A 17,683-nucleotide genomic window follows, 5' to 3' on the forward strand; every position below is an offset into this window, starting at 1 on the left:
CTTGCTGTGATCAACCTCGAGATCCCCAAGAAGGCCAAGGCGCTGGTCAACCAGGCGCACCAGGCGGCAGCGGAAGTGTTCCGCCCGAATTCGCGGAAGTACGACCGTGCCGAGCACGCGTATCCTACCGAGCTGGATATGTTGGCGTCCCTGTTGGACGGTCTGAATTCGTCCGGTGAGGGCGGCGCCGGCGCCTCCGGGGTACGCAAGGACGACGGCGACGACGACAGGGGCAACCGCAACGGCGGCAACCTGTCCACCGTGCTCGGCGCGATCGAGATGTGCTGGGGCGACGTGGCGCTGCTGCTGTCGATGCCCAGGCAGGGCCTCGGCAACGCGGCGATCGCGTCGGTGGCGAACGACGAGCAGCTCGAGCGGTTCAAGGGCAAGTGGGCCGCGATGGCGATCACGGAGCCGAGCTTCGGTTCCGACTCGGCGGCGGTGAGTGCGACCGCGGAACTCGACGGCGACGAGTACGTCATCAACGGTGAGAAGATCTTCGTGACCGCGGGTGAGCGGGCGGACTGCGTCGTCGTGTGGGCCTCGTTGGACCGGTCGAAGGGCCGCGCGGCGATCAAGTCGTTCGTCGTCGAGAAGGGCACGCCGGGCTTCGAAGTGGTGCGGTTGGAGCACAAACTCGGCATCCGCGCCTCGGACACGGCCGTGCTGCGGTTCGACAACTGCCGTGTTCCCAAGGAGAACCTGCTCGGCAGCCCGGAGATCGACACGAAGACGGGTTTCGCGGGGGTCATGCAGACCTTCGACAACACCCGACCCATGGTCGCTGCGATGGCGGTCGGCGTCGCGCGGGCTGCGTTGGAGGAGACCCGGCGTGTGCTCGAGGACGCAGGCGTCGACATCGACTACGACAAGCCCGCGAACGCCCAGAGTGCCGCAGCCGCCACGTTCCTCCAGTTGGAGGCCGATTACGAAGCGGCCTACCTGCTCACCCTCGAATCGGCGTGGATGGCCGACAACCGCAAGCCGAATTCACTGCAGGCCTCGATGGCCAAGGCCAAGGCGGGACGGTCCGGTGTGGACATCACGCTGCGGTGCGTCGAGCTCGCCGGCGTGTACGGCTACACGGAGGAGTCGCTGCTCGAGAAATGGAGCCGTGACGCGAAGATCCTCGACATCTTCGAAGGCACCCAGCAGATCCAGCAGCTCATCATCGCCCGGCGCCTGCTCGGCAAGTCCAGCGCCGAACTGAAGTAGGTTGTGGAACAAGGGAAACAGCCCGTCGACTGTGTTGCGCAGTGAGCGGGCGGTTTCCTTGTTTGCCAACTTCCTGTGCTAGCTAGTATCGCGTGTCGTTAGTTTCTGAACAGAATAGTTGCGCCCGCCTACTTCGCTTTCGGTTTAGGCCCGTAGGGAATATCAGCGAATTTTAGGTCAACATTCGGAGGCAACGCGTTGGCAAACCTTAACAGGTTGATTTGCGACATTGCGAACAGATCGCGCGCCTTCCATTTGCGCCCACCGCAGGCGAGGACTACGGTTGACGGTACCCCCTTAGGAATTATCCTACCTTTCGAACTCTGGTTCAGCTGACTAGTCAGCCATTCCATTGCAGCAGGTTCATACGTTAACGCGCTAATAGATGCTTCAGCTTGCGCAATAAGATGACTTAATGAAGACGCACTACCGAGCCATTTAACATGTACGAGTTCATGCGAGCTCGTGTAAATATCACACAACTCAATCTTTGGATTTTGCGTCGTCTTTGCAAATTTTGCGTCCAAACAGACCGCACCAAGCCTCTCGGCGGCCAGTTTATTATAAGAATTTTCGTCACTATCCTGGCCAGACCCATTCCATAACGGAAATTCAACGTCATACTTGTTTTCAAGGAGACGACTTACTTCATCTCGAATCTGGTCAACGTAATTTTCGCCGATCTGATACCAACTGCCCGATCGGAGAATATATCGGTGGTTCCCTATGGTTTTCTCGAAGTAAAGCCACTTCAGCGCGCTCGTGGTGCCTCGCACCTTCTCCGTACCTGTGCTATCGGAATAGGCCTGGATGGAACCCGTTCGCAGCGAGTCGTAGACATCATGCTCATCCAGCCGGCCAATCCTACCTTTGATCTCCTCCAACAACTCATCTACCTTGATCAGCATCGGCCCGCTTCCCGCTAAGCGAAGGACCTTAACCGACATCAATTCGTCCGAGGATTCAGCCAACTCAAGCGGCGTCCCCTGGGCAACAGACTTGCTTGCTTTGCTCTTAAGCGAACGAACGAGAGCTGTTTGCAGTTTAGGCAGCATCGGGTGTCCCGACTTTATGGGGCGCACCGCGGTTACAGACCGCAGTGAATTGTCCGGAGTAGGACTGTCTACGACTCGTGATATAGCATCCAAATCGCTACGCATGCCATCAAATTGGCGTGCCACCGGGACCCTTAATGAATCTAGCCCCGAGATTATCCTGTCCTTTTTTGTTTTGCGTGATTTTCCATAGGTCAAATCTGAGAGGTCCGCGCTTCCTCGAAGACGGCCGACGATTTCACCAAATCTTGCAACGCCGTACTTCCCGACATCAGCCCCACCAGGATAGGAAATTTGCGCCGTACGCGCAGAAGAATCTAGCGAGTGCAGCGTCATGGCGCCAATGTGAAATTCATCGAGCCTTCTGATCGCAAACGCCAAGCCGAACCCCGGATCCGCACGCGTCTCCCGATCAAGCATCAAGTACCCGTCGCCCCAGGTAAGTGCGTAGACCCACTTCCCTTCATCGATTAGCAAAACCGCGAAAGGGGACATTCTCGGCAACGAGAGCGACAGGCCGGTGAGGTCTCTTGCGTGGCTAACCCACTGCGGCTCATGCGTTTCAAGATGACCATAACGAATTAAGCACGAAACACCATCTTGTTCGAGTTCCTGGTCGCTCGAACGAACTTGGTCATCAGGCTCCAGGAGGTACTCTGCGAGTGAAAGGCCACCCTGTAAGCGATAGACAGACACCTCGCGATCGTTCGATGCCATCAGCCGCTAGCTCCGATCTTTTGCACTGCCGAACTTGGCTCTGTGGGATCAAGGCGCGCCGCCGTCGGCGGCGCGCACGTCGGCTTCCGAGCCCGTCGCCGGGCTGCGGTCCGCACCCACCCCGGCACGCCGGGCTCCCGCTCCGCTCCGCCCGGCGACCGGTCGGTGCGGACCGCAGCGCCCGGCACAGGTCGGCGGCCGCCAGCGGCGCGCATGTCGACGTCGACCATCAGACCCCCTCAAAGTCTCTGTCAGGGCCGTCGGCCGACTCGGACCGCTCGTTACCGTCCGCCTCTACTCCGTCACCGGATCGTGACAACGGCCGGTGACACGGCGCCAAGGGCCCTACCGGCGCCACAGCGCGGTGAGAGCGAGCGCCAGCAGATTGACCCGCACGTCGTTGTAGGCCCACTCCGAGCCCGGCGCGGCGTACGTGGCCGAACCGCCGTCGCGCAGACTCTGCACATCGGCGTAGGCCGGCTTCCCCCACAGTTGTCCGGCCCACCCGCTGGTCTGCTGGAGCAGATGGTGCCACGTCAGTTCCGGCCCGAGGTGCAGCGGCAGGTCGACCGTGGTTTCGACCGGAGCATGCACGTCCGGAAGCAGTCCGCGGTCGAAAGCCGCACCCGCGACGGCGGACAGCACGGTCTTGGTGACCGAGAAACACATCTCGGGCCGGTCGACGTCACCCCACTCGGCGATGATCGCGCCCCGAAAGCTCACCAGGCCGTTCGGGCCAGCACCGGGCAGCAACGGCCCGACGACCTCGCGATGCGACCGATCGGCGACCTGCGCGGCATGAAACGCGGCCATGTTGTCGATCCCGGCCGTAGGGCGGCGCTCGGCCCGCCCGACCGCGTCGCGAAGCGCGGGAACATTCACCACCGCTCGCTCCGGCCCCACACCACGACAACGTGCCACACGACGAAACGTGCCACACCAAGGACGACGGCGACACCACGGAACCGCCCACTACTCGCTCCGGCACCGCCCGCTCCAGCCCCGGAGCCTAAGACACCGGAGCTTCAGACACCGACGCCCCGGAAACCGGAGCCTCAGGCGAGGACAGCCGCGCCTACTTCCCTCCTGCCACCGCCCCAGCTCCGGCTGCGCCATCTCCCGCTGGGCTACTCCCACTGCGCCGTCTCGGATCACGCCGTCTCGCACTACGCGATCTCGGATCACGCCATCTGGGCGATTCCAACGAGCGCGTACGGCGAGGTGCAGCCCGGCGCGATCGGATGATCCCTCACCACTACAACCGCGCAACGACAGCCGCGCACCCCCGGCGACGGCACACTCGCGGTGGCCGACATGGGCGATTCCGATGTGCACCGGACACGGCTTGATCCCCCGCCCATTGATCCCCCGCCGATTGATCCCCGGCCGAAACCGTTCCGGTGCGTCGCACGTCTCCGACTCGATGGTCCCCGGCAGCGCGTCGAGGTCGAGCCTGTCGGCCTTCCGCCCGGGGAACGGCGAAGTCAGCTGACCGTCAGGACGAGCTTGCCGCGGACGTTGCCCGCCTGACTCACCCGCCATGCCACGGCGGCCTCGGCGAGCGGATAGGTGCGGTCGACGTGCACGCCCAGTTTGCCGGCGTCGGCCAGCCTGCCCAGTTCGGTGAGGTCCTCGGCACTCGGCCGCACCCACATGTACCGGCCGCCGTACTCGGCCACCGCCGGATCGGCGATCGATGCCACGCGGGTGCGGTCCTTCGTGACCTGCCGGGAGACGTCGACCGCTTCCTCACCGCCGACGAAATCGACGGTCGCGTCGACCCCGTCCGGCGCGAGCTCACGCACCCGGTCGGCCAGGCCCTCGCCGTAGGAGACGGGTTCAGCGCCGAGCTCGTGCAGGAACGCGTGGTTGTGTTCGCTCGCCGTGCCGATCACCCGCGCGCCGAGTGCCTTCGCCACCTGGACGCCCAGCGCCCCCACGCCGCCGGCGGCGGCGTGGAGCAGAACGGTCTCCCCCGCGCCGACGCCCAGCCTGCGCAGCGCCTGATACGCCGTGAGCCCCGCCAACGGCAGTCCGGCAGCCTGTGCCCAGTCGAGCGAGGCCGGCTTCGGAGCCAGCAGCCGCACGCCTGCCGAGACGAATTCGGCGTACGAACCGAGTTCCACGTGGTCCTTGCGGACGTAGCCGATCACCTCGTCGCCAACGGCATACTCGTCGACGTCCAGGCCGACCGCTTCGACGACACCGGCCACATCCCAGCCGGGGATCAGCGGGAAACGTGTCTCCATCAAGGGGTCGAGCCCGCCCGCGGCGAGCTTCCAGTCGACAGGATTGACGCCGGCAGCCTTCACGCGCACCAGGACTTCCCCGGGCGCCACCTTCGGGTCGGGCTGGTCGGCCACGGTCAGCTCGTCGGGTCCGCCGTACCGATTGAGAACGATCGCCTTCATACGCCGTGCAACGAGGATGCTCCGGACGCGCATTCCCGGCCGAACCTGACCGCAGGTGTGGCCGACGCTCCTGTGTCGTCACTTACACGAGCACGGAATTTTGCACTCAAGTGCAGAGTGTGCGCGTAGTGTGGCCCGTATGCGGCAGGGAATTCGGGAGACGAAGCGCGTGCAGACGCGACTCGCGCTGTGCCGCGCGGCCATCGATCTGGCCACCGAGGCGGGCGGTACCGAGGAGATCACTGTCGACGCGATCGCCGAGCGAGCACGGACGTCGCGGCGCACGTTCTTCAACTACTTCCCCACCAAGGACGCCGCGTTCGTCCGGCCGCTGTACGCCCTCGCGGCGGCGTTCACCCACGCCCTCACCGAACGTCCGGACGGCGAGCCCGCGTGGGAGGCCGTCCGCCACGCGCTGCACGCGGCCATGACCGCCCCGGAGGCGGACCCGGCACTCATCGCCGCCGCGGACGCCCTCGCCACGGCCTCCCCCTCGATGGTGCTCGCGACCGAGGCGCACGCGCCCGGTGAACCGAGTGCGGCCGACCTGCTCCGGCAGGGCAAAGCCCACATCGCCCGTCTCACCGGAGGCGATCCCGACCGGGACGTGTACCCCCAGCTGGTCCTGGAAACGGCGGGCGCGGCACTGCGCGTCGCGAGCCGCACCTGGGTCGCGCAGGGCGGCGACCCCGGACGGCACGTCGACACCGTCGTCGACCTGCTGCGCGACGGCATCCGCCCGCAGCACTGACCGTCTCCGCCCGCAGCACCGACCACCCCCGCCCGCCGCAGGCACGGAGGAACCGACCACCGTCCGAAGGAGTCTCGATGAGCCAACCCGGCGCGTCCGCCACGACGGCCGAGTCGAAACCGCAGCGCCGACAACGGCAACTCGACGAAGCGGTCGCCGAGGGCATCTCCCTCGACGTGTTCCGCAGACGCTGGATCATCGTCGCCGCGATGTGCACGAGCCTGCTGGCCGTGATGCTGGCGAACTCGAGCATGAACCTCGCGCTGCCGGGCATGACGAGCGATCTGCGCATCACCCAGGCCGAGCAGACGTGGGTCGTCGACCTGTTCTCCCTCGTGTTCGCGGCGCTGCTGTTCACCGCGGGTGCGATCGGGGACCGCTACGGCCGGAAGCTGGTTCTGCAGGTCGGCATGGTGCTGTTCACCGTGCCGTCGCTCTACGCGGGTCTCATCGCCGACAGCGGCATCGAACTGATCGTCGCGCGCGGGGTGATGGGCATCGGCGCCGCGATGGTCATGCCGTCGACGCTGTCGATCATCAACACGACGTTCCCGCGCAGCCAGCGAGCTGGTGCGATCGCCGTGTGGACCGGTGTCGCGGGAGCCGGTGCCGGACTGGGAACCGTGTTCTCCGGCGTATTGCTGGAGTTCTGGAACTGGCGATCGGCGTTCCTGATGAGCGTCGCGTTCGGTGTCGTCGCCTTCGTCGCGAACCAGATCCTGTCCCACGAGTCGAAGGACGAGAAGCGCACGCCGATCGACTGGTTCGGTGGACTGCTGTCGACGGTGGGCATTCTCGGTCTCGTCTACGCGATCATCGAGGGGCCGCACGACGGCTGGACCCGGCCCGGCGTGCTCGTCGCCGTCGCCGCAGCGATCGCCGGCATCGGGCTGTTCATCTGGTGGGAACGGCGCACGCCGCACCCGATGCTCGACATGAAGTTGTTCCGCAACCCGCTGTTCTCGTCGTCGTCCGCGGCGGTGACGATCGCGTTCTTCGCGCTCGGCGGGTCGTTCTTCCTGCTGGCGCAACTGTTCCAGCTGGTGCTCGAGTACGGCGAACTGCAGTCGGCACTGGCGACGTTGCCGATCATGCTGCCGATGTTGCTGCTGTCGCCGCTGGTACCGAGGGTCGCGGCGGCGATCGGCTCGCGGTTCACCGTCGGACTCGGACTGGTGATCATCGCGACCGGCTTCCTGCTGTGCTCGACCTGGGACGGAGACACCGGCTACTGGGGCATCCTGTTGCCGCTGTTCGTGGTGATCTTCGGGATGGTGTTCGTGATGCCGCCCGCCACGAACCTGATCATCGCGTCGGTGCCGAAGAACCGGTCAGGGATGGGCTCGGCGATGAACGACACGGTGCGTGAGCTCGGCGTCTCGATCGGCATCGCCGTCCTCGGCTCGTTGATCGCGCGGGGTTACAGCAACGGGATCGGCGAAGCGACCGGTGGACTGCCACCGGAAGCCGCCGCGGCCGCCGAGAGCAGCTTCCCCGCGGCCGTGCAGGGCGTGGCGCCCGCACTGGAGCAGCAGGCCGGCCCTGCGGTGACCGAACGGTTCGTCGACCTGGCGACCGACGCGTGGATGACCGGCATGAACTGGGCCATGCTCGCCGCGGCCGGGCTCGCCGCGGTCGCGGCGATCGGCACGCTGATCGCCATGCCGAGCAAAAGGCGCGAGCCCGAGTTCATCATCGCCCCGCAGGACACGCCGCAACCCGCACACGTGTAGGGCAAACGGCCCGGCACGAGGTCCCGCTCCCGGCTACGCGCCGAAGCACCGGCGCACCTCGGCCGGACCGACCACTGCCCCCAAGGGCACCTTGGGTGCACTCAACGCTCCTATTCTTCCCCTCGCGCGCCCCGACGAACGAGGGGAAGAAAAGTGGCGCTCAACGCACCCAAGGTGCCCTTGGGGGCTTCACATCGCCGGGGGACGGACCGGCTCACGGGGGCGGGAATAGCGTCCGAGTCGCTGCCGTTAGGGTTATTAGTTGAACGCACAACTACCTGAGGCAGGGTGACAGCGATGCAGTTCGGGATCTTCTCCGTCGGGGACGTCACCACGGACCCGACCAACGGCACGACGCCGTCCGAGAACGAGCGGATCAAGGCGACGGTGCGGATCGCGCGCAAGGCCGAAGAGGTCGGGCTCGACGTCTTCGCCACCGGCGAGCACCACAATCCGCCGTTCGCGGCCCCGCCGAACCCGACGGTGCTGCTGGCCCACATCGCCGCGCAGACGGAACGGATCGTCCTGTCCACGGCAACCACCCTCATCACCACCAACGACCCGGTGCGGCTCGCCGAGGACTACGCCTACCTGCAGCACCTCGCCGACGGCCGCATCGACCTGATCATGGGCCGCGGCAACACCGGCCCGGTCTACCCGTGGTTCGGCAAGGACATCCGCCAGGGCGTGCCGCTCGCCATCGAGAACTACGCCCTGCTGCACAAGCTGTGGCGCGAAGAGGTCGTCGACTGGGAAGGCAAGTTCCGCACGCCGCTGCAGAGCTTCACGTCGACGCCGCGTCCGCTCGACGGCGTGCCACCGTTCGTCTGGCACGGTTCGATCCGCACCCCGGAGATCGCGGAACAGGCCGCCTACTACGGCGACGGCTTCTTCCACAATCACATCTTCTGGCCGTTCGAGCACACCCGCCGCATGGTCGAGTTCTACCGGCAGCGCTGGGAACACTACGGCCACGGTTCCGCCGACCGCGCCATCGTCGGGCTCGGCGGCCAGGTGTTCATGCGCAAGAACTCGCAGGATGCCGTCAGCGAATTCCGGCCGTACTTCGACGACGCGCCGGTGTACGGCGGCGGGCCGTCCCTCGAGGAGTTCACCGAGCAGACCCCGCTGACGGTCGGCAGCCCGCAGCAGGTCATCGACCGCACCCTGACGTTCCGGGAGAACGTCGGCGACTACCAGCGGCAGCTGTTCCTCGTCGACCACGCCGGGTTGCCGCTGAAGACCGTGCTCGAACAGCTCGACATGCTCGGCGAGGAGGTCGTGCCCGTGCTGCGCGAGGAGTTCGCCAAGAACCGTCCCGCACACGTGCCGGACGCCCCGACGCACGCCTCGCTGCTGGCCGCCGAGAACACCGAGACCGTTACTGCGGGTGAGGCCCGATGAAGCTCACGATCGTGTCCGGGGGCACCACGTCGCCGTCGTCGACCCGGCTGCTGGCCGACCGGATCACCGAATCGCTCACCAAGCAGCTCGGCGACGCCGGTGGCGAGGAGCCCGAGGTCCGCGTGGTCGAACTGCGCGACGTGGCCGTCGACATCGCCAAGAACATGGTGACGGGCTTTCCGAGTCCGGCGCTGCAGGCCGAGCTCGACGCCGTGACCGGCGCCGACGGCGTCATCGCCGTGACCCCGGTCTACAGCGCTTCCTACAGCGGGCTGTTCAAGTCGTTCTTCGACGTGATCGATGCCGGCGCCCTGACGGGAACACCCGTGCTCATCGGAGCCACGGGCGGTACACCCCGCCACTCACTGGCCCTCGACCACGCCCTGCGGCCGCTGCTGTCCTACCTGCGCGCCACGGTGATGCCCACCGGCGTGTACGCGGCGTCGCAGGACTGGGGCGGCGAGGACGCGAGCGAACTGCACGCCCGCATCGACCGCGCGGCGGGCGAACTGGCGGGCGCCATGACCGGAGCGCCGAGAAGCCGCCGCGCGAGCGACGGCTTCTCGGACTTCGTCCCCTTCGAGCAGCAGCTGGCGAGCCTCGGTCAGCTCGACGTCTGAGCGAGCAGCCTGCCCGCACCCGGCACCGTCGCGGGCAGGCCGAGCTCGGTCAGAATGCGGTGGGTCGTCGCGGTCGCCGCCGACAACACGGGCAACCCCGCCGCGTCCTCGACCGCCTGTACCGCCGGCAAGGACGGCATCTGCACACACGCCGACACCACGAGGGCGTCTGCGTTCGACAGATCGAGCTTCTTCCAGTGCTCACGCAGGCCGGCCGGGTCCAGCCTGCCCACGGCGAGGTTGTCCGGGACTTCGAGGCTGAGCGCGTCGACGACCTCGATGCCCGCGTCCTCGATGTAGTCGGCGACCAGCTTCGTGAGCGGTTTCAGGTATGGCGTGATGATCGCGACCCGACTCGCTCCGAGTGCACCGATGCCGTCGAGCAACGCCCCCGCGCTCGACACGACGGGAGCCTGAGCACCTTCGGCGCGCATGGCCGTGGTGATCGCGTCCTCCGCGGTGCAGTGGTAGCCCGGCCCCTGGGCCATAATCGCCACCAGGCACGCCGTGGCGACGACGTCGGGCCGCGCATCCGCCAGCTCGGCAGCCGCGCGTTCCGACTGGGCGTTCATCGCCCGCAGCTGCTCCTCGGTGACCTGCTGCATGCGCGTCCGCGCACTGTGGAACACGAAACGATCCGAGGGGTCGGCCTCCTCCCGTGCCCGCAGCATCCGCGGGAGTTCGGTCTCCATCGTCAGGTTGGAGCTGGGAACGATGAGTCCGATGTGGTGGTCGGCCACGGCGATCACTTCCCGCCCGGCCGCATGTCCGAAACGACGACATCGCCGTCGACGACGATCGGCTCGTCGTCGAGGAACAGCGAGCACCCGCGCATCGGGATGTCGAAGTGACACGGGGTGTCGTTCGGCCCGCCGAGTTCGTTGTTCGGTCCGATGGAGAACATCACGTTGCCGTAGAAGCTGCGCAGCTCCATTCCCATGCCACCGGGGAACTGCGTCAACCCGTGCCACTGTGCGCGCTCGTCGAGGCCCCATCCGACGTGCGACATGCCGTATCCGCGTGGGTCGTCGAACGACTTGATGTACGACGCGAGCAGATCCGCGTCCAGACTCGACGCACCGTCGAGTCCGCGGATGTCGGTGATGAATCCCTTCTCGATGGTCAACTTCACCGGGTTCTGCACGTACGTGTTGAACGGCAGGAGTACGTCGCCCGGTGCGAGCACGATCGTGCCGTCGACACCGTCGTCGGCGCCTCCGGTGAACACGAAGGCGGCGGGCCAGTGGTCCCAGCGGCCGGGAGTGTCGGTGTAGCCGTACTCGGTCATCGTCGGGTAGACGCCGAGCTGGTACGTCACATCCGTCCCGTGCGGGCTCGTGATCCGCATCGTCTTGGCCTTCTTGAGGATCTCGTCGCCGACTTCGACCCGTTCCCGCAGTTCCTTGGTCGGCATCAGCTTGGCCAGCAGCGGCGCGGGCTCGACACAGGTCAGGATCCGGGTTCCCGCGTCCTGGATCGCGAACTGTTCCTTGCTGAACAACAGGAACGTCAGGTCCACGAGCATGTCCGCCTGCTTGAGTGCGTCCACTGCAAGTGGATTGCCCGCCAGCCCTGATTCGCCGACCGCCCACGCACCCGCCGCGTCCGCCGCGTCCGGGAGCCGCATATGATAGGTGCTAGCCCCGAGCTGCTGAGCGGCGAACATGAACGAGTCGGCGAAGTCCGCCCGTTCCGCACCGCGCGAGAGCACCGCGACGGTCTCCGCCTCGTGCACCCCGCTGAACGTGAGCTGCCGAAGGCAGATGTCGTTGAGCTGGTTCGGATTCATTGGTCCTCCACATTCATCGCATCGTCGAACTTGCGCTGGTCATGGCTTGCAGCGCGGTACGCACCGAGCTCAGCGCGCCCTCCGGGTTGTCCCAGAACACCATGTGCCCGGCCTCCGGAATCTCGATCATTCGCGCGTCCGGATTGGACTCCGCGGCTTCACGGGCCCCGTCCGCCGTGACGACGGGGCTGTTCGCGCCGTACATCAGCACCGGCGCGGCCGTGACCGACGGCCACGTGGCGAAGAAGTCTTCGTGTTCGAAGCCGTGGTGTGTCGCGGTGATCGCATCCGCTCCGCAGCTGGCGAGCCAGCGCGCCCGCAGTTCCTGCTCGCGCAGCGGCCACGTCGGCCACCATCCGGCCACCTCGTCGGCGTCGGTACCGCGCTGCGCCTGTTCCAGCTGGGTCAGGAACATCGCGAGCGTGGTGGGATACGGCCCGCGGCCCGGTCCGCTCATCGGCGGATCGACCAGGAGGGCACCGTCGACGTCCATCGTGGTCGACAGCATCGCGGCGATCCGCGCGCCCATCGAGTGCCCCAGCAGGATCGGTCGCCGCAGTCCCAGAGCGGCGGAGACGGCGGCGGTGTCGTCGGCGTAGTCACGCAACGTCGCGGAAGGCCCGTCGTCCGAAAGGCCACGGCCACGCACATCCACCACGACCGGACGGACGAGATCGGTGAGCCGCCGGGCCACGAAGTCCATGGTGATCGCCGGGCTGGTGATCCCCGGCAGGACCACGACGGGCGTGCCGTCGCCGCCGTAGTCCAGTGCGTGCAAGCGAAGACCGTCCGGTTTCACCACCCACCTGCTCGTGGCCGGTACGTCCGCGAGGTCCGCCAGGGCGGCTTGTGTGAGAAGGCGTCGGGTCATCGAGTGCTCACCGGTTCCGGGTTCGTCAGGTAATTCAGGGCGTCGTCGAGGTCGATCACGTCGCCGTACTTGGCATGAATGTCGAACAGCGCCGCATCGTGCGGACCCGAGGCACGGTCACCGACACACTCCCGCGGCACGAGCACCGGGAAGCCGGACTGGACCGCATCGACGGCCGTGGCGCGGACACAGCCGCTCGTGGTCGCGCCGCACACCAGCACCGTGTCGCAGCCTGCTGCCACGAGCATCGCCGCGAGTGACGTTCCGAAGAAGGCCGACGCCCCTTTCTTCGTCACGAGGTGGTCCTGCTCGCCGAACGGAAGCCGGTCGTCGACCGCGGCCTCGGCGCTACCTTCCACCAGCGATCGCATGCCCGCAGCCTTGTCCAGCCACGGCAGCACGTCGCCGCGCGCCTCCGCGAGCGTGTAGGCGATCGTGGTGTACACGACCGGCACCCCGGCAGCCTTTGCGCGTTCGACGAGCGTCGCGGTGGCACCGACGACGTCGGTCAGGTCGGCACCCGTCGGATACTCGTCCCGGGTGAATCCGTTGGTCAGGTCGACCACGACGATCGCCGGTCGTGCACCACGACGGATCGGTGCGCCGAACCCCGCACCGGAGTACGTCTCGTCGGTGTCAGCTCCGTACACGGCGCACCTCCTTGAGCTGCTTGGCCTGTGACCGGACGGTGGCCAACAGCCAGCCCTGGGCCAGGCCTATCGCGAACGCACCCGCCACGGGCAGATATTTCGCGAGCGGTCCGGCGACCAGTGCCAGTCCGTCCAGTTCCGACGGGGCGGATGCGGGGGTGGTGGCAGTGGGTGCCGACGACTCGGTGGCCGGGTGAGGTGTCACGCCACCCGCGGCGGCCTCCTGTACCCGCGCACCGTCGCCCGCCAGCAGCGCAGCCAGATTCACCGCGAACTGTTCGAGGATGCGGTCCGAGACCTTGTTGATCGCGCCCTTGCCGAACTGTGCGATCTTGCCGCGGATCACCAGGTCGGTCTTGAGAGACACCGTGGTGCCTCCGCCGGTGTCGATCAGTGTCACCAGCACCTCGGCTTCGGCATCACCGTTGCCGTGTGCGTCGGCGCCGCGTCCCTGCAGGCGCAGTGAGAGTGCCGTGTCGTCGACGTCCAGGAACCGGACCACGCCCGTGTACTCGGCGGAGATCGGGCCGACCTTCACCTTGACCCTGCCGCGATACGCCTCGCCACCGCCCGTCTCGGGCTCCCTGCCCTCGACCGCCGCCCCGGGCACACATCCGGCCACCCGTTCCACGTCACCGAGCAGCGTGAACACCTCATGCGGCGGTGCCGGTACCGAGATCTCGTGTTCGAGGATCATGCGCTGGTCTCCTTCGTTTCACGCCTGCGTTCGGCGCAGTCCTGGATCGAGTCCACGATGGTCTGATACCCGGTGCAGCGGCACAGGTTCGATGAGACGACCTCCCGGATCTCCTCACGGCCTGCGTCCGGCCGTTCGGCGAGAAAGCCCTCCGCGAGCATGAGAAACCCCGGTGTACAGAATCCACATTGGAGTCCGTGGTTCGCCGAGAACGCCCGTTGCAGGTCGGACAATGTCCCGTCGTCACCGGCAAGGGATTCCACGGTCCGGATCTCGCTGCCCTCCGCCTGCGCGGCGAACATCAGGCAGGAACGGGCGGGGTCGCCGTCGACCAACACGGTGCAGGCACCGCACACGCCGTGTTCACACGCCACGTGCGTGCCGGTCAGCTCCAGGTCGTGCCGCAACGTGTCGGCGAGGGTGCGGCGTGCCTCGACGGCCACCTCGTGGGAAGCGCCGTTGACCTGCAGGGTCAGCAGCACCTTGTCGTGTTCGGTCACGGGGCGACCTCCAGTGCGCCGGTCAGCGCGTCGAATACCTGTTGCGGCGTGATCGGCGTGTCGTTCAGTTCCACACCGGTGGGACGCAGTGCGTCGTTGACGGCGTTGAGCACGGCCGCGGGCGCACCGATCGTGCCGCCCTCACCCGCTCCCTTCGCGCCGTTGTCGGTGAACAGGCACGGTGTCTCGAGGTGATGCATCGACACGTCCGGGATCTCACAGGCCGTCGGCACCTTGTAGTCGAGGAAGCTCGCGGCCGACGGCTCACCGTTGTCGTCGTAGGTGACCTTCTCGAACAGTGCACCGGCGATGCCCTGGGCGATGCCTCCCCTGGCCTGGCCGTCGACGACCTGCGGATTGATCGCCACGCCACAGTCCTCGACGCAGACGTACCGCAGGATCTCCACCCGCCCCGTGTCACGGTGCAGCTCGACGACGACGCCGTGGCTGGCGTTGGAGAACGTGCCGTCTCCGACGCCGTCGAAGCTCGCACTCGCCTGCAGACCCGGTTCGGTGTCCTTCGGCAGCAGATGCGACTTCAGGTAAGCAACGTCGGCTATATCCTGATAGGACAATGCACGGGAAGGGTCGTCCCTCTGCCGCACCCCCTCGTCGGCGAGTTCGACGTTGTCTCGCTGCGTTTCGAGCAGATGTGCGCCCAGCTCGACGAGTTTTCCGCCCAGGTTTCCCGCGGCGAGCGCCACGGCAGTCCCGCCGATGGTGATCGACCGGCTGGCGAACGAACCCCATCCGTAGGTCACCCGGTCCGTGTCGCCCTGCTGGATCCTCACCTTGTCCAAGGGCAGGCCCAGCTTGTCGGCCACGATCTGCGCCATGGTCGTCTCATGACTCTGGCCGTGACTCATCGTTCCCGTGGTGACGACCACGGAACCCGCGGTGTCCATCCGGATCTCCGAGATGTCGAAGCCCGGGACGGCCTGCATCTTGCGCTTGGCGAACGCGTCGGACCCGTATCCGGTGCGTTCGTTGAAACACGCGTACCCGATGCCGAGAAACCTTCCCTGTTCCGCGGCCGTACGCTTGGTCTCGTACCACCCCTCGTCGGTGATCACTCGCTCGCACAGGTTGAGGGATTCGAGGTAGGAACCCGGGTCGTAGGTCACGTTGTTGACACCGGTGTACGGGAACACCGTGATCAGGTTCCGGCGGCGAACCTCGAGGGGGTCCAGTCCGAGCTCCCGCGCGGCACGCTCGACGAGCCGCTCCATGACCATCACATGCTGCGGACGGGACACGCCACGATAGGGAGCCGTCGGCGCCTTGTTCGTCGCGATGGCACGCCCGCGAACGCGGTAGGCGGGTACCCGGTACACGCCGGGCATCTCCGACGAGGCCATCAGGGGTTCGATGCCGACCGTGAACGGATAGCACGAGTACGCGCCCATGTCGCACAGCACGTCGACGTCCAGGCCGAGGATGCGCCCGGTCTCGTCGAACGCCGCACGCGCGTCGTAGCGCTGCTCACGAGCAAGAAAGGACGCCGACAGCGAGTCCTTGCGGTCCTCGATCCACTTCACGGGCCTGCGCACGCGCGTGGCCGCCGCTGCGACGGCGATCTCCTCACGGCCCACCACACACTTGATGCCGAACCCACCGCCCATGTCCGGCACGAGCACCCGCACCGCGCTCTCGGCCATGCCGAGCGAGCCGGCGAGCGCCGTGCGCACCTGGTGCGGCACCTGCGTGCACGTCTGCACCAGCAGCTGCTGCGCCCGCGGGTCCCAGCCGGCCACGACGCCCCTGGTTTCCAGCGGCAACGCGTTCTGCCTGCCCGTACTGGCCCGCACGTGCACCACACACGGAGCTTCCGCGAAGACGTCGTCGATGCCGTCGGTGGCGAACATCGACACGTCGAGCAACACGTTGCCGGGCGCCTCGTCGTGTACGGCGTTCGCACCGGCGGCGAGCGCCTGCACCTCCGACAGCACCGGCGGCGTGACGTCGTAGGTCACCTCGGCGGCCTCGATCCCGTCCTCGGCCGCGTACGGGTCGTCGGCGAGAACCACCGCCACCGGTTCCCCGACGAAACGCACCCGCTCGCGCGCCAGGATCGGCATCGACGTCTCGGTGTGTTCCTCCGCCGGCCGGTCGAGCCGCGGCGTGATGTCACCGAGGTGCAGGTCCTCGGCCGTGAACGCGGCCACGACGCCCGGCACCTCCAGCACCCGCGACAGGTCGACCGACGTGATGCGCCCACTCGCGACCGTGCTGCGCACGAACGCCGCGTGCAGCATCCGCGGGAGATGGATGTCGTCGACGAACTGCGCGCCACCGGTCAGCAGCCGCGGATCCTCTTTACGCGTCACCGGCGCTCCGACCCAGCTGCCGTCGACCCGGAGGTCCGGTTCGCGCTCCCCGCCTTCTGTCGCCGCTCCGAACGTCACCGGGCCACCGCCTCCTCACACGCGTGGATCACGAGATTGCGCACCAGCGCCTTGCGGTACTCGGTGCCCGCATCGCCGTCTTCCGGCGGCTCGACGGCCGCTGCGGCCGCGTGGGCACACTCCTCGAACAGTTCCCTTCCCGCTCGTCCACCCGCCTGCAGCACCTGCTCGGCCTCGGGAACCCGCGTCACTGCGGGCCCGACGCCGCCGAGCGCCACCCGGCCACCCGACACCGTGCCCGCACCGAGGTCCAGGTCGACGGCCGCGGAAACGAGCGCGAAGTCGCCTTTGCGCTCGGCGAACTCCGTCACGGCGGCATGCGGAGCAGGTCTGCCGAACAAGACCTCCACGATCAATTCGTCCTCCTCCAGCACCGTCGTGTAGAAGCCGAGGAACGCCTCGCGCGCGGCGATCGTCCGCCGCCGGCCGCCGGAACCGGCGACGACGATGTCCGCGTCGAGCAGCACGGCGAGCAGGCACCACTCGGCGGTCGCATCGGCGTGCGCGAGACTCCCGCCGACGGTTCCCCGCGCCCGGATCGGCAGGTGTCCGATCCACCGCATGGTGTCGCGCACGACCGCGAATCCCGCGCCGAGATCCGCCGTCTCCACCGCCCGGTGGGTGCTCAACGAACCCACCCGCAGGGAGTCGGCTCGCGCGTCCACGAAGGACAGTTCGCGCAGCCGCCCGATGTCGATCAGATGTTCCGGTCGCGCGAGACGGAAGTTCATCATCGGGATCAGGCTCTGCCCGCCGGCGAGGAACTTGGCATCTTCCCCGAGCTCGGCGACCAGGTCCGCCGCGCCCTGGACATCGCGCGCCCGGTGGTAGGTGAACGGTGGTGGTTTCATCGTGACGCTCCTCC

16 protein-coding genes are annotated in these 17,683 nt (G+C 67.1%); 5 read left to right on the plus strand and 11 right to left on the minus strand.

The window, feature by feature from the left end; all coding sequences use genetic code 11:
- Nucleotides 1–6 precede the first annotated feature (6 nt).
- On the plus strand, nt 7–1,215 hold the full coding sequence (locus LY12_RS11280) for an acyl-CoA dehydrogenase family protein (protein WP_253855759.1): 1,209 nt from the start codon (nt 7–9) through the stop codon (nt 1,213–1,215).
- A gap of 128 nt (nt 1,216–1,343) precedes the next feature.
- On the opposite strand, the gene LY12_RS11285 is transcribed toward LY12_RS11280, so the two are convergent.
- From LY12_RS11285 to LY12_RS11295, 3 genes are all read right to left on the minus strand, one after another.
- Entirely contained in the window at nt 1,344–2,987 is a 1,644-nt protein-coding gene (locus tag LY12_RS11285; RefSeq protein WP_253855761.1) for a TIGR04141 family sporadically distributed protein, read from the minus strand.
- Nucleotides 2,988–3,332: 345 nt separating this feature from the next.
- Complete coding sequence (locus LY12_RS11290; RefSeq protein WP_253855763.1) at nt 3,333–3,800, minus strand: serine hydrolase; 468 nt, start codon at nt 3,798–3,800, stop codon at nt 3,333–3,335.
- A gap of 671 nt (nt 3,801–4,471) precedes the next feature.
- Nucleotides 4,472–5,398: an NADP-dependent oxidoreductase gene (locus LY12_RS11295; protein ID WP_253855766.1), complete on the minus strand. Its 927-nt coding sequence runs from the start codon at nt 5,396–5,398 to the stop codon at nt 4,472–4,474.
- Nucleotides 5,399–5,537: 139 nt separating this feature from the next.
- On the opposite strand from LY12_RS11295, the gene LY12_RS11300 reads away from it, so the two are divergent.
- The 4 genes from LY12_RS11300 to LY12_RS11315 all read left to right on the plus strand — a co-directional run bounded on the left by LY12_RS11300 (nt 5,538) and on the right by LY12_RS11315 (nt 9,906).
- Nucleotides 5,538–6,149 carry a TetR family transcriptional regulator gene (locus tag LY12_RS11300; RefSeq protein ID WP_253855768.1) on the plus strand — a complete coding sequence of 204 codons (612 nt, stop codon included), beginning with the start codon at nt 5,538–5,540 and terminating at the stop codon, nt 6,147–6,149.
- A gap of 77 nt (nt 6,150–6,226) precedes the next feature.
- Nucleotides 6,227–7,882, plus strand: a complete 1,656-nt coding sequence (locus tag LY12_RS11305; RefSeq protein WP_253855771.1) for an MFS transporter — start codon at nt 6,227–6,229, stop codon at nt 7,880–7,882.
- Nucleotides 7,883–8,179: 297 nt separating this feature from the next.
- On the plus strand, nt 8,180–9,286 hold the full coding sequence (locus LY12_RS11310) for an LLM class flavin-dependent oxidoreductase (RefSeq protein WP_253855773.1): 1,107 nt from the start codon (nt 8,180–8,182) through the stop codon (nt 9,284–9,286).
- Complete coding sequence (locus LY12_RS11315) at nt 9,283–9,906, plus strand: FMN reductase (protein ID WP_253855775.1); 624 nt, start codon at nt 9,283–9,285, stop codon at nt 9,904–9,906. The genes LY12_RS11310 and LY12_RS11315 overlap by 4 nt, the downstream gene beginning before the upstream one ends.
- Here the strand turns inward: LY12_RS11315 and LY12_RS11320 are convergent.
- The 8 genes from LY12_RS11320 to LY12_RS11355 are packed head-to-tail and all read right to left on the minus strand — an operon-like array spanning nt 9,891 to nt 17,669.
- Nucleotides 9,891–10,646, minus strand: coding sequence for a maleate cis-trans isomerase family protein (locus LY12_RS11320; RefSeq protein ID WP_308292103.1), 756 nt, complete (start codon nt 10,644–10,646; stop codon nt 9,891–9,893). The genes LY12_RS11315 and LY12_RS11320 overlap by 16 nt on opposite strands.
- A 5-nt stretch (nt 10,647–10,651) precedes the next feature.
- Nucleotides 10,652–11,695 carry a 2,5-dihydroxypyridine 5,6-dioxygenase NicX family protein gene (locus LY12_RS11325; protein WP_253855778.1) on the minus strand — a complete coding sequence of 348 codons (1,044 nt, stop codon included), beginning with the start codon at nt 11,693–11,695 and terminating at the stop codon, nt 10,652–10,654.
- 13 nt (nt 11,696–11,708) lie between these two features.
- On the minus strand, nt 11,709–12,566 hold the full coding sequence (locus tag LY12_RS11330; RefSeq protein WP_253855781.1) for an alpha/beta fold hydrolase: 858 nt from the start codon (nt 12,564–12,566) through the stop codon (nt 11,709–11,711).
- Nucleotides 12,563–13,216: an isochorismatase family protein gene (locus tag LY12_RS11335; protein WP_253855782.1), complete on the minus strand. Its 654-nt coding sequence runs from the start codon at nt 13,214–13,216 to the stop codon at nt 12,563–12,565. Before LY12_RS11335 ends, LY12_RS11330 begins: the two co-directional genes overlap by 4 nt.
- Nucleotides 13,203–13,913, minus strand: a complete 711-nt coding sequence (locus LY12_RS11340; RefSeq protein WP_253855784.1) for an SRPBCC family protein — start codon at nt 13,911–13,913, stop codon at nt 13,203–13,205. Before LY12_RS11340 ends, LY12_RS11335 begins: the two co-directional genes overlap by 14 nt.
- Nucleotides 13,910–14,413 carry a (2Fe-2S)-binding protein gene (locus tag LY12_RS11345; protein WP_253855785.1) on the minus strand — a complete coding sequence of 168 codons (504 nt, stop codon included), beginning with the start codon at nt 14,411–14,413 and terminating at the stop codon, nt 13,910–13,912. Before LY12_RS11345 ends, LY12_RS11340 begins: the two co-directional genes overlap by 4 nt.
- A complete protein-coding gene (locus tag LY12_RS11350) occupies nt 14,410–16,818 on the minus strand; it encodes a xanthine dehydrogenase family protein molybdopterin-binding subunit (protein ID WP_253855786.1) in 2,409 nt (802 codons plus the stop codon). Before LY12_RS11350 ends, LY12_RS11345 begins: the two co-directional genes overlap by 4 nt.
- A complete protein-coding gene (locus LY12_RS11355) occupies nt 16,815–17,669 on the minus strand; it encodes an FAD binding domain-containing protein (protein WP_253855787.1) in 855 nt (284 codons plus the stop codon). Before LY12_RS11355 ends, LY12_RS11350 begins: the two co-directional genes overlap by 4 nt.
- Nucleotides 17,670–17,683: the final 14 nt, after the last annotated feature.

This window comes from Prauserella alba, assembly GCF_024171735.1.
In the GTDB taxonomy this organism is placed as follows: Bacteria; Actinomycetota; Actinomycetes; order Mycobacteriales; family Pseudonocardiaceae; genus Prauserella; species Prauserella alba.

Coding starts and splice junctions, on each gene's coding strand:
- LY12_RS11285 (WP_253855761.1), bottom strand. CDS start 2,987: ATGGCATCGAACGATCGCGAGGTGTCTGTCTATCGCTTACAGGGTGGC.
- LY12_RS11290 (WP_253855763.1), bottom strand. CDS start 3,800: ATGGCCGCGTTTCATGCCGCGCAGGTCGCCGATCGGTCGCATCGCGAG.
- LY12_RS11295 (WP_253855766.1), bottom strand. CDS start 5,398: ATGAAGGCGATCGTTCTCAATCGGTACGGCGGACCCGACGAGCTGACC.
- LY12_RS11300 (WP_253855768.1), top strand. CDS start 5,538: ATGCGGCAGGGAATTCGGGAGACGAAGCGCGTGCAGACGCGACTCGCG.
- LY12_RS11305 (WP_253855771.1), top strand. CDS start 6,227: ATGAGCCAACCCGGCGCGTCCGCCACGACGGCCGAGTCGAAACCGCAG.
- LY12_RS11310 (WP_253855773.1), top strand. CDS start 8,180: ATGCAGTTCGGGATCTTCTCCGTCGGGGACGTCACCACGGACCCGACC.
- LY12_RS11315 (WP_253855775.1), top strand. CDS start 9,283: ATGAAGCTCACGATCGTGTCCGGGGGCACCACGTCGCCGTCGTCGACC.
- LY12_RS11325 (WP_253855778.1), bottom strand. CDS start 11,695: ATGAATCCGAACCAGCTCAACGACATCTGCCTTCGGCAGCTCACGTTC.
- LY12_RS11330 (WP_253855781.1), bottom strand. CDS start 12,566: ATGACCCGACGCCTTCTCACACAAGCCGCCCTGGCGGACCTCGCGGAC.
- LY12_RS11340 (WP_253855784.1), bottom strand. CDS start 13,913: ATGATCCTCGAACACGAGATCTCGGTACCGGCACCGCCGCATGAGGTG.
- LY12_RS11355 (WP_253855787.1), bottom strand. CDS start 17,669: ATGAAACCACCACCGTTCACCTACCACCGGGCGCGCGATGTCCAGGGC.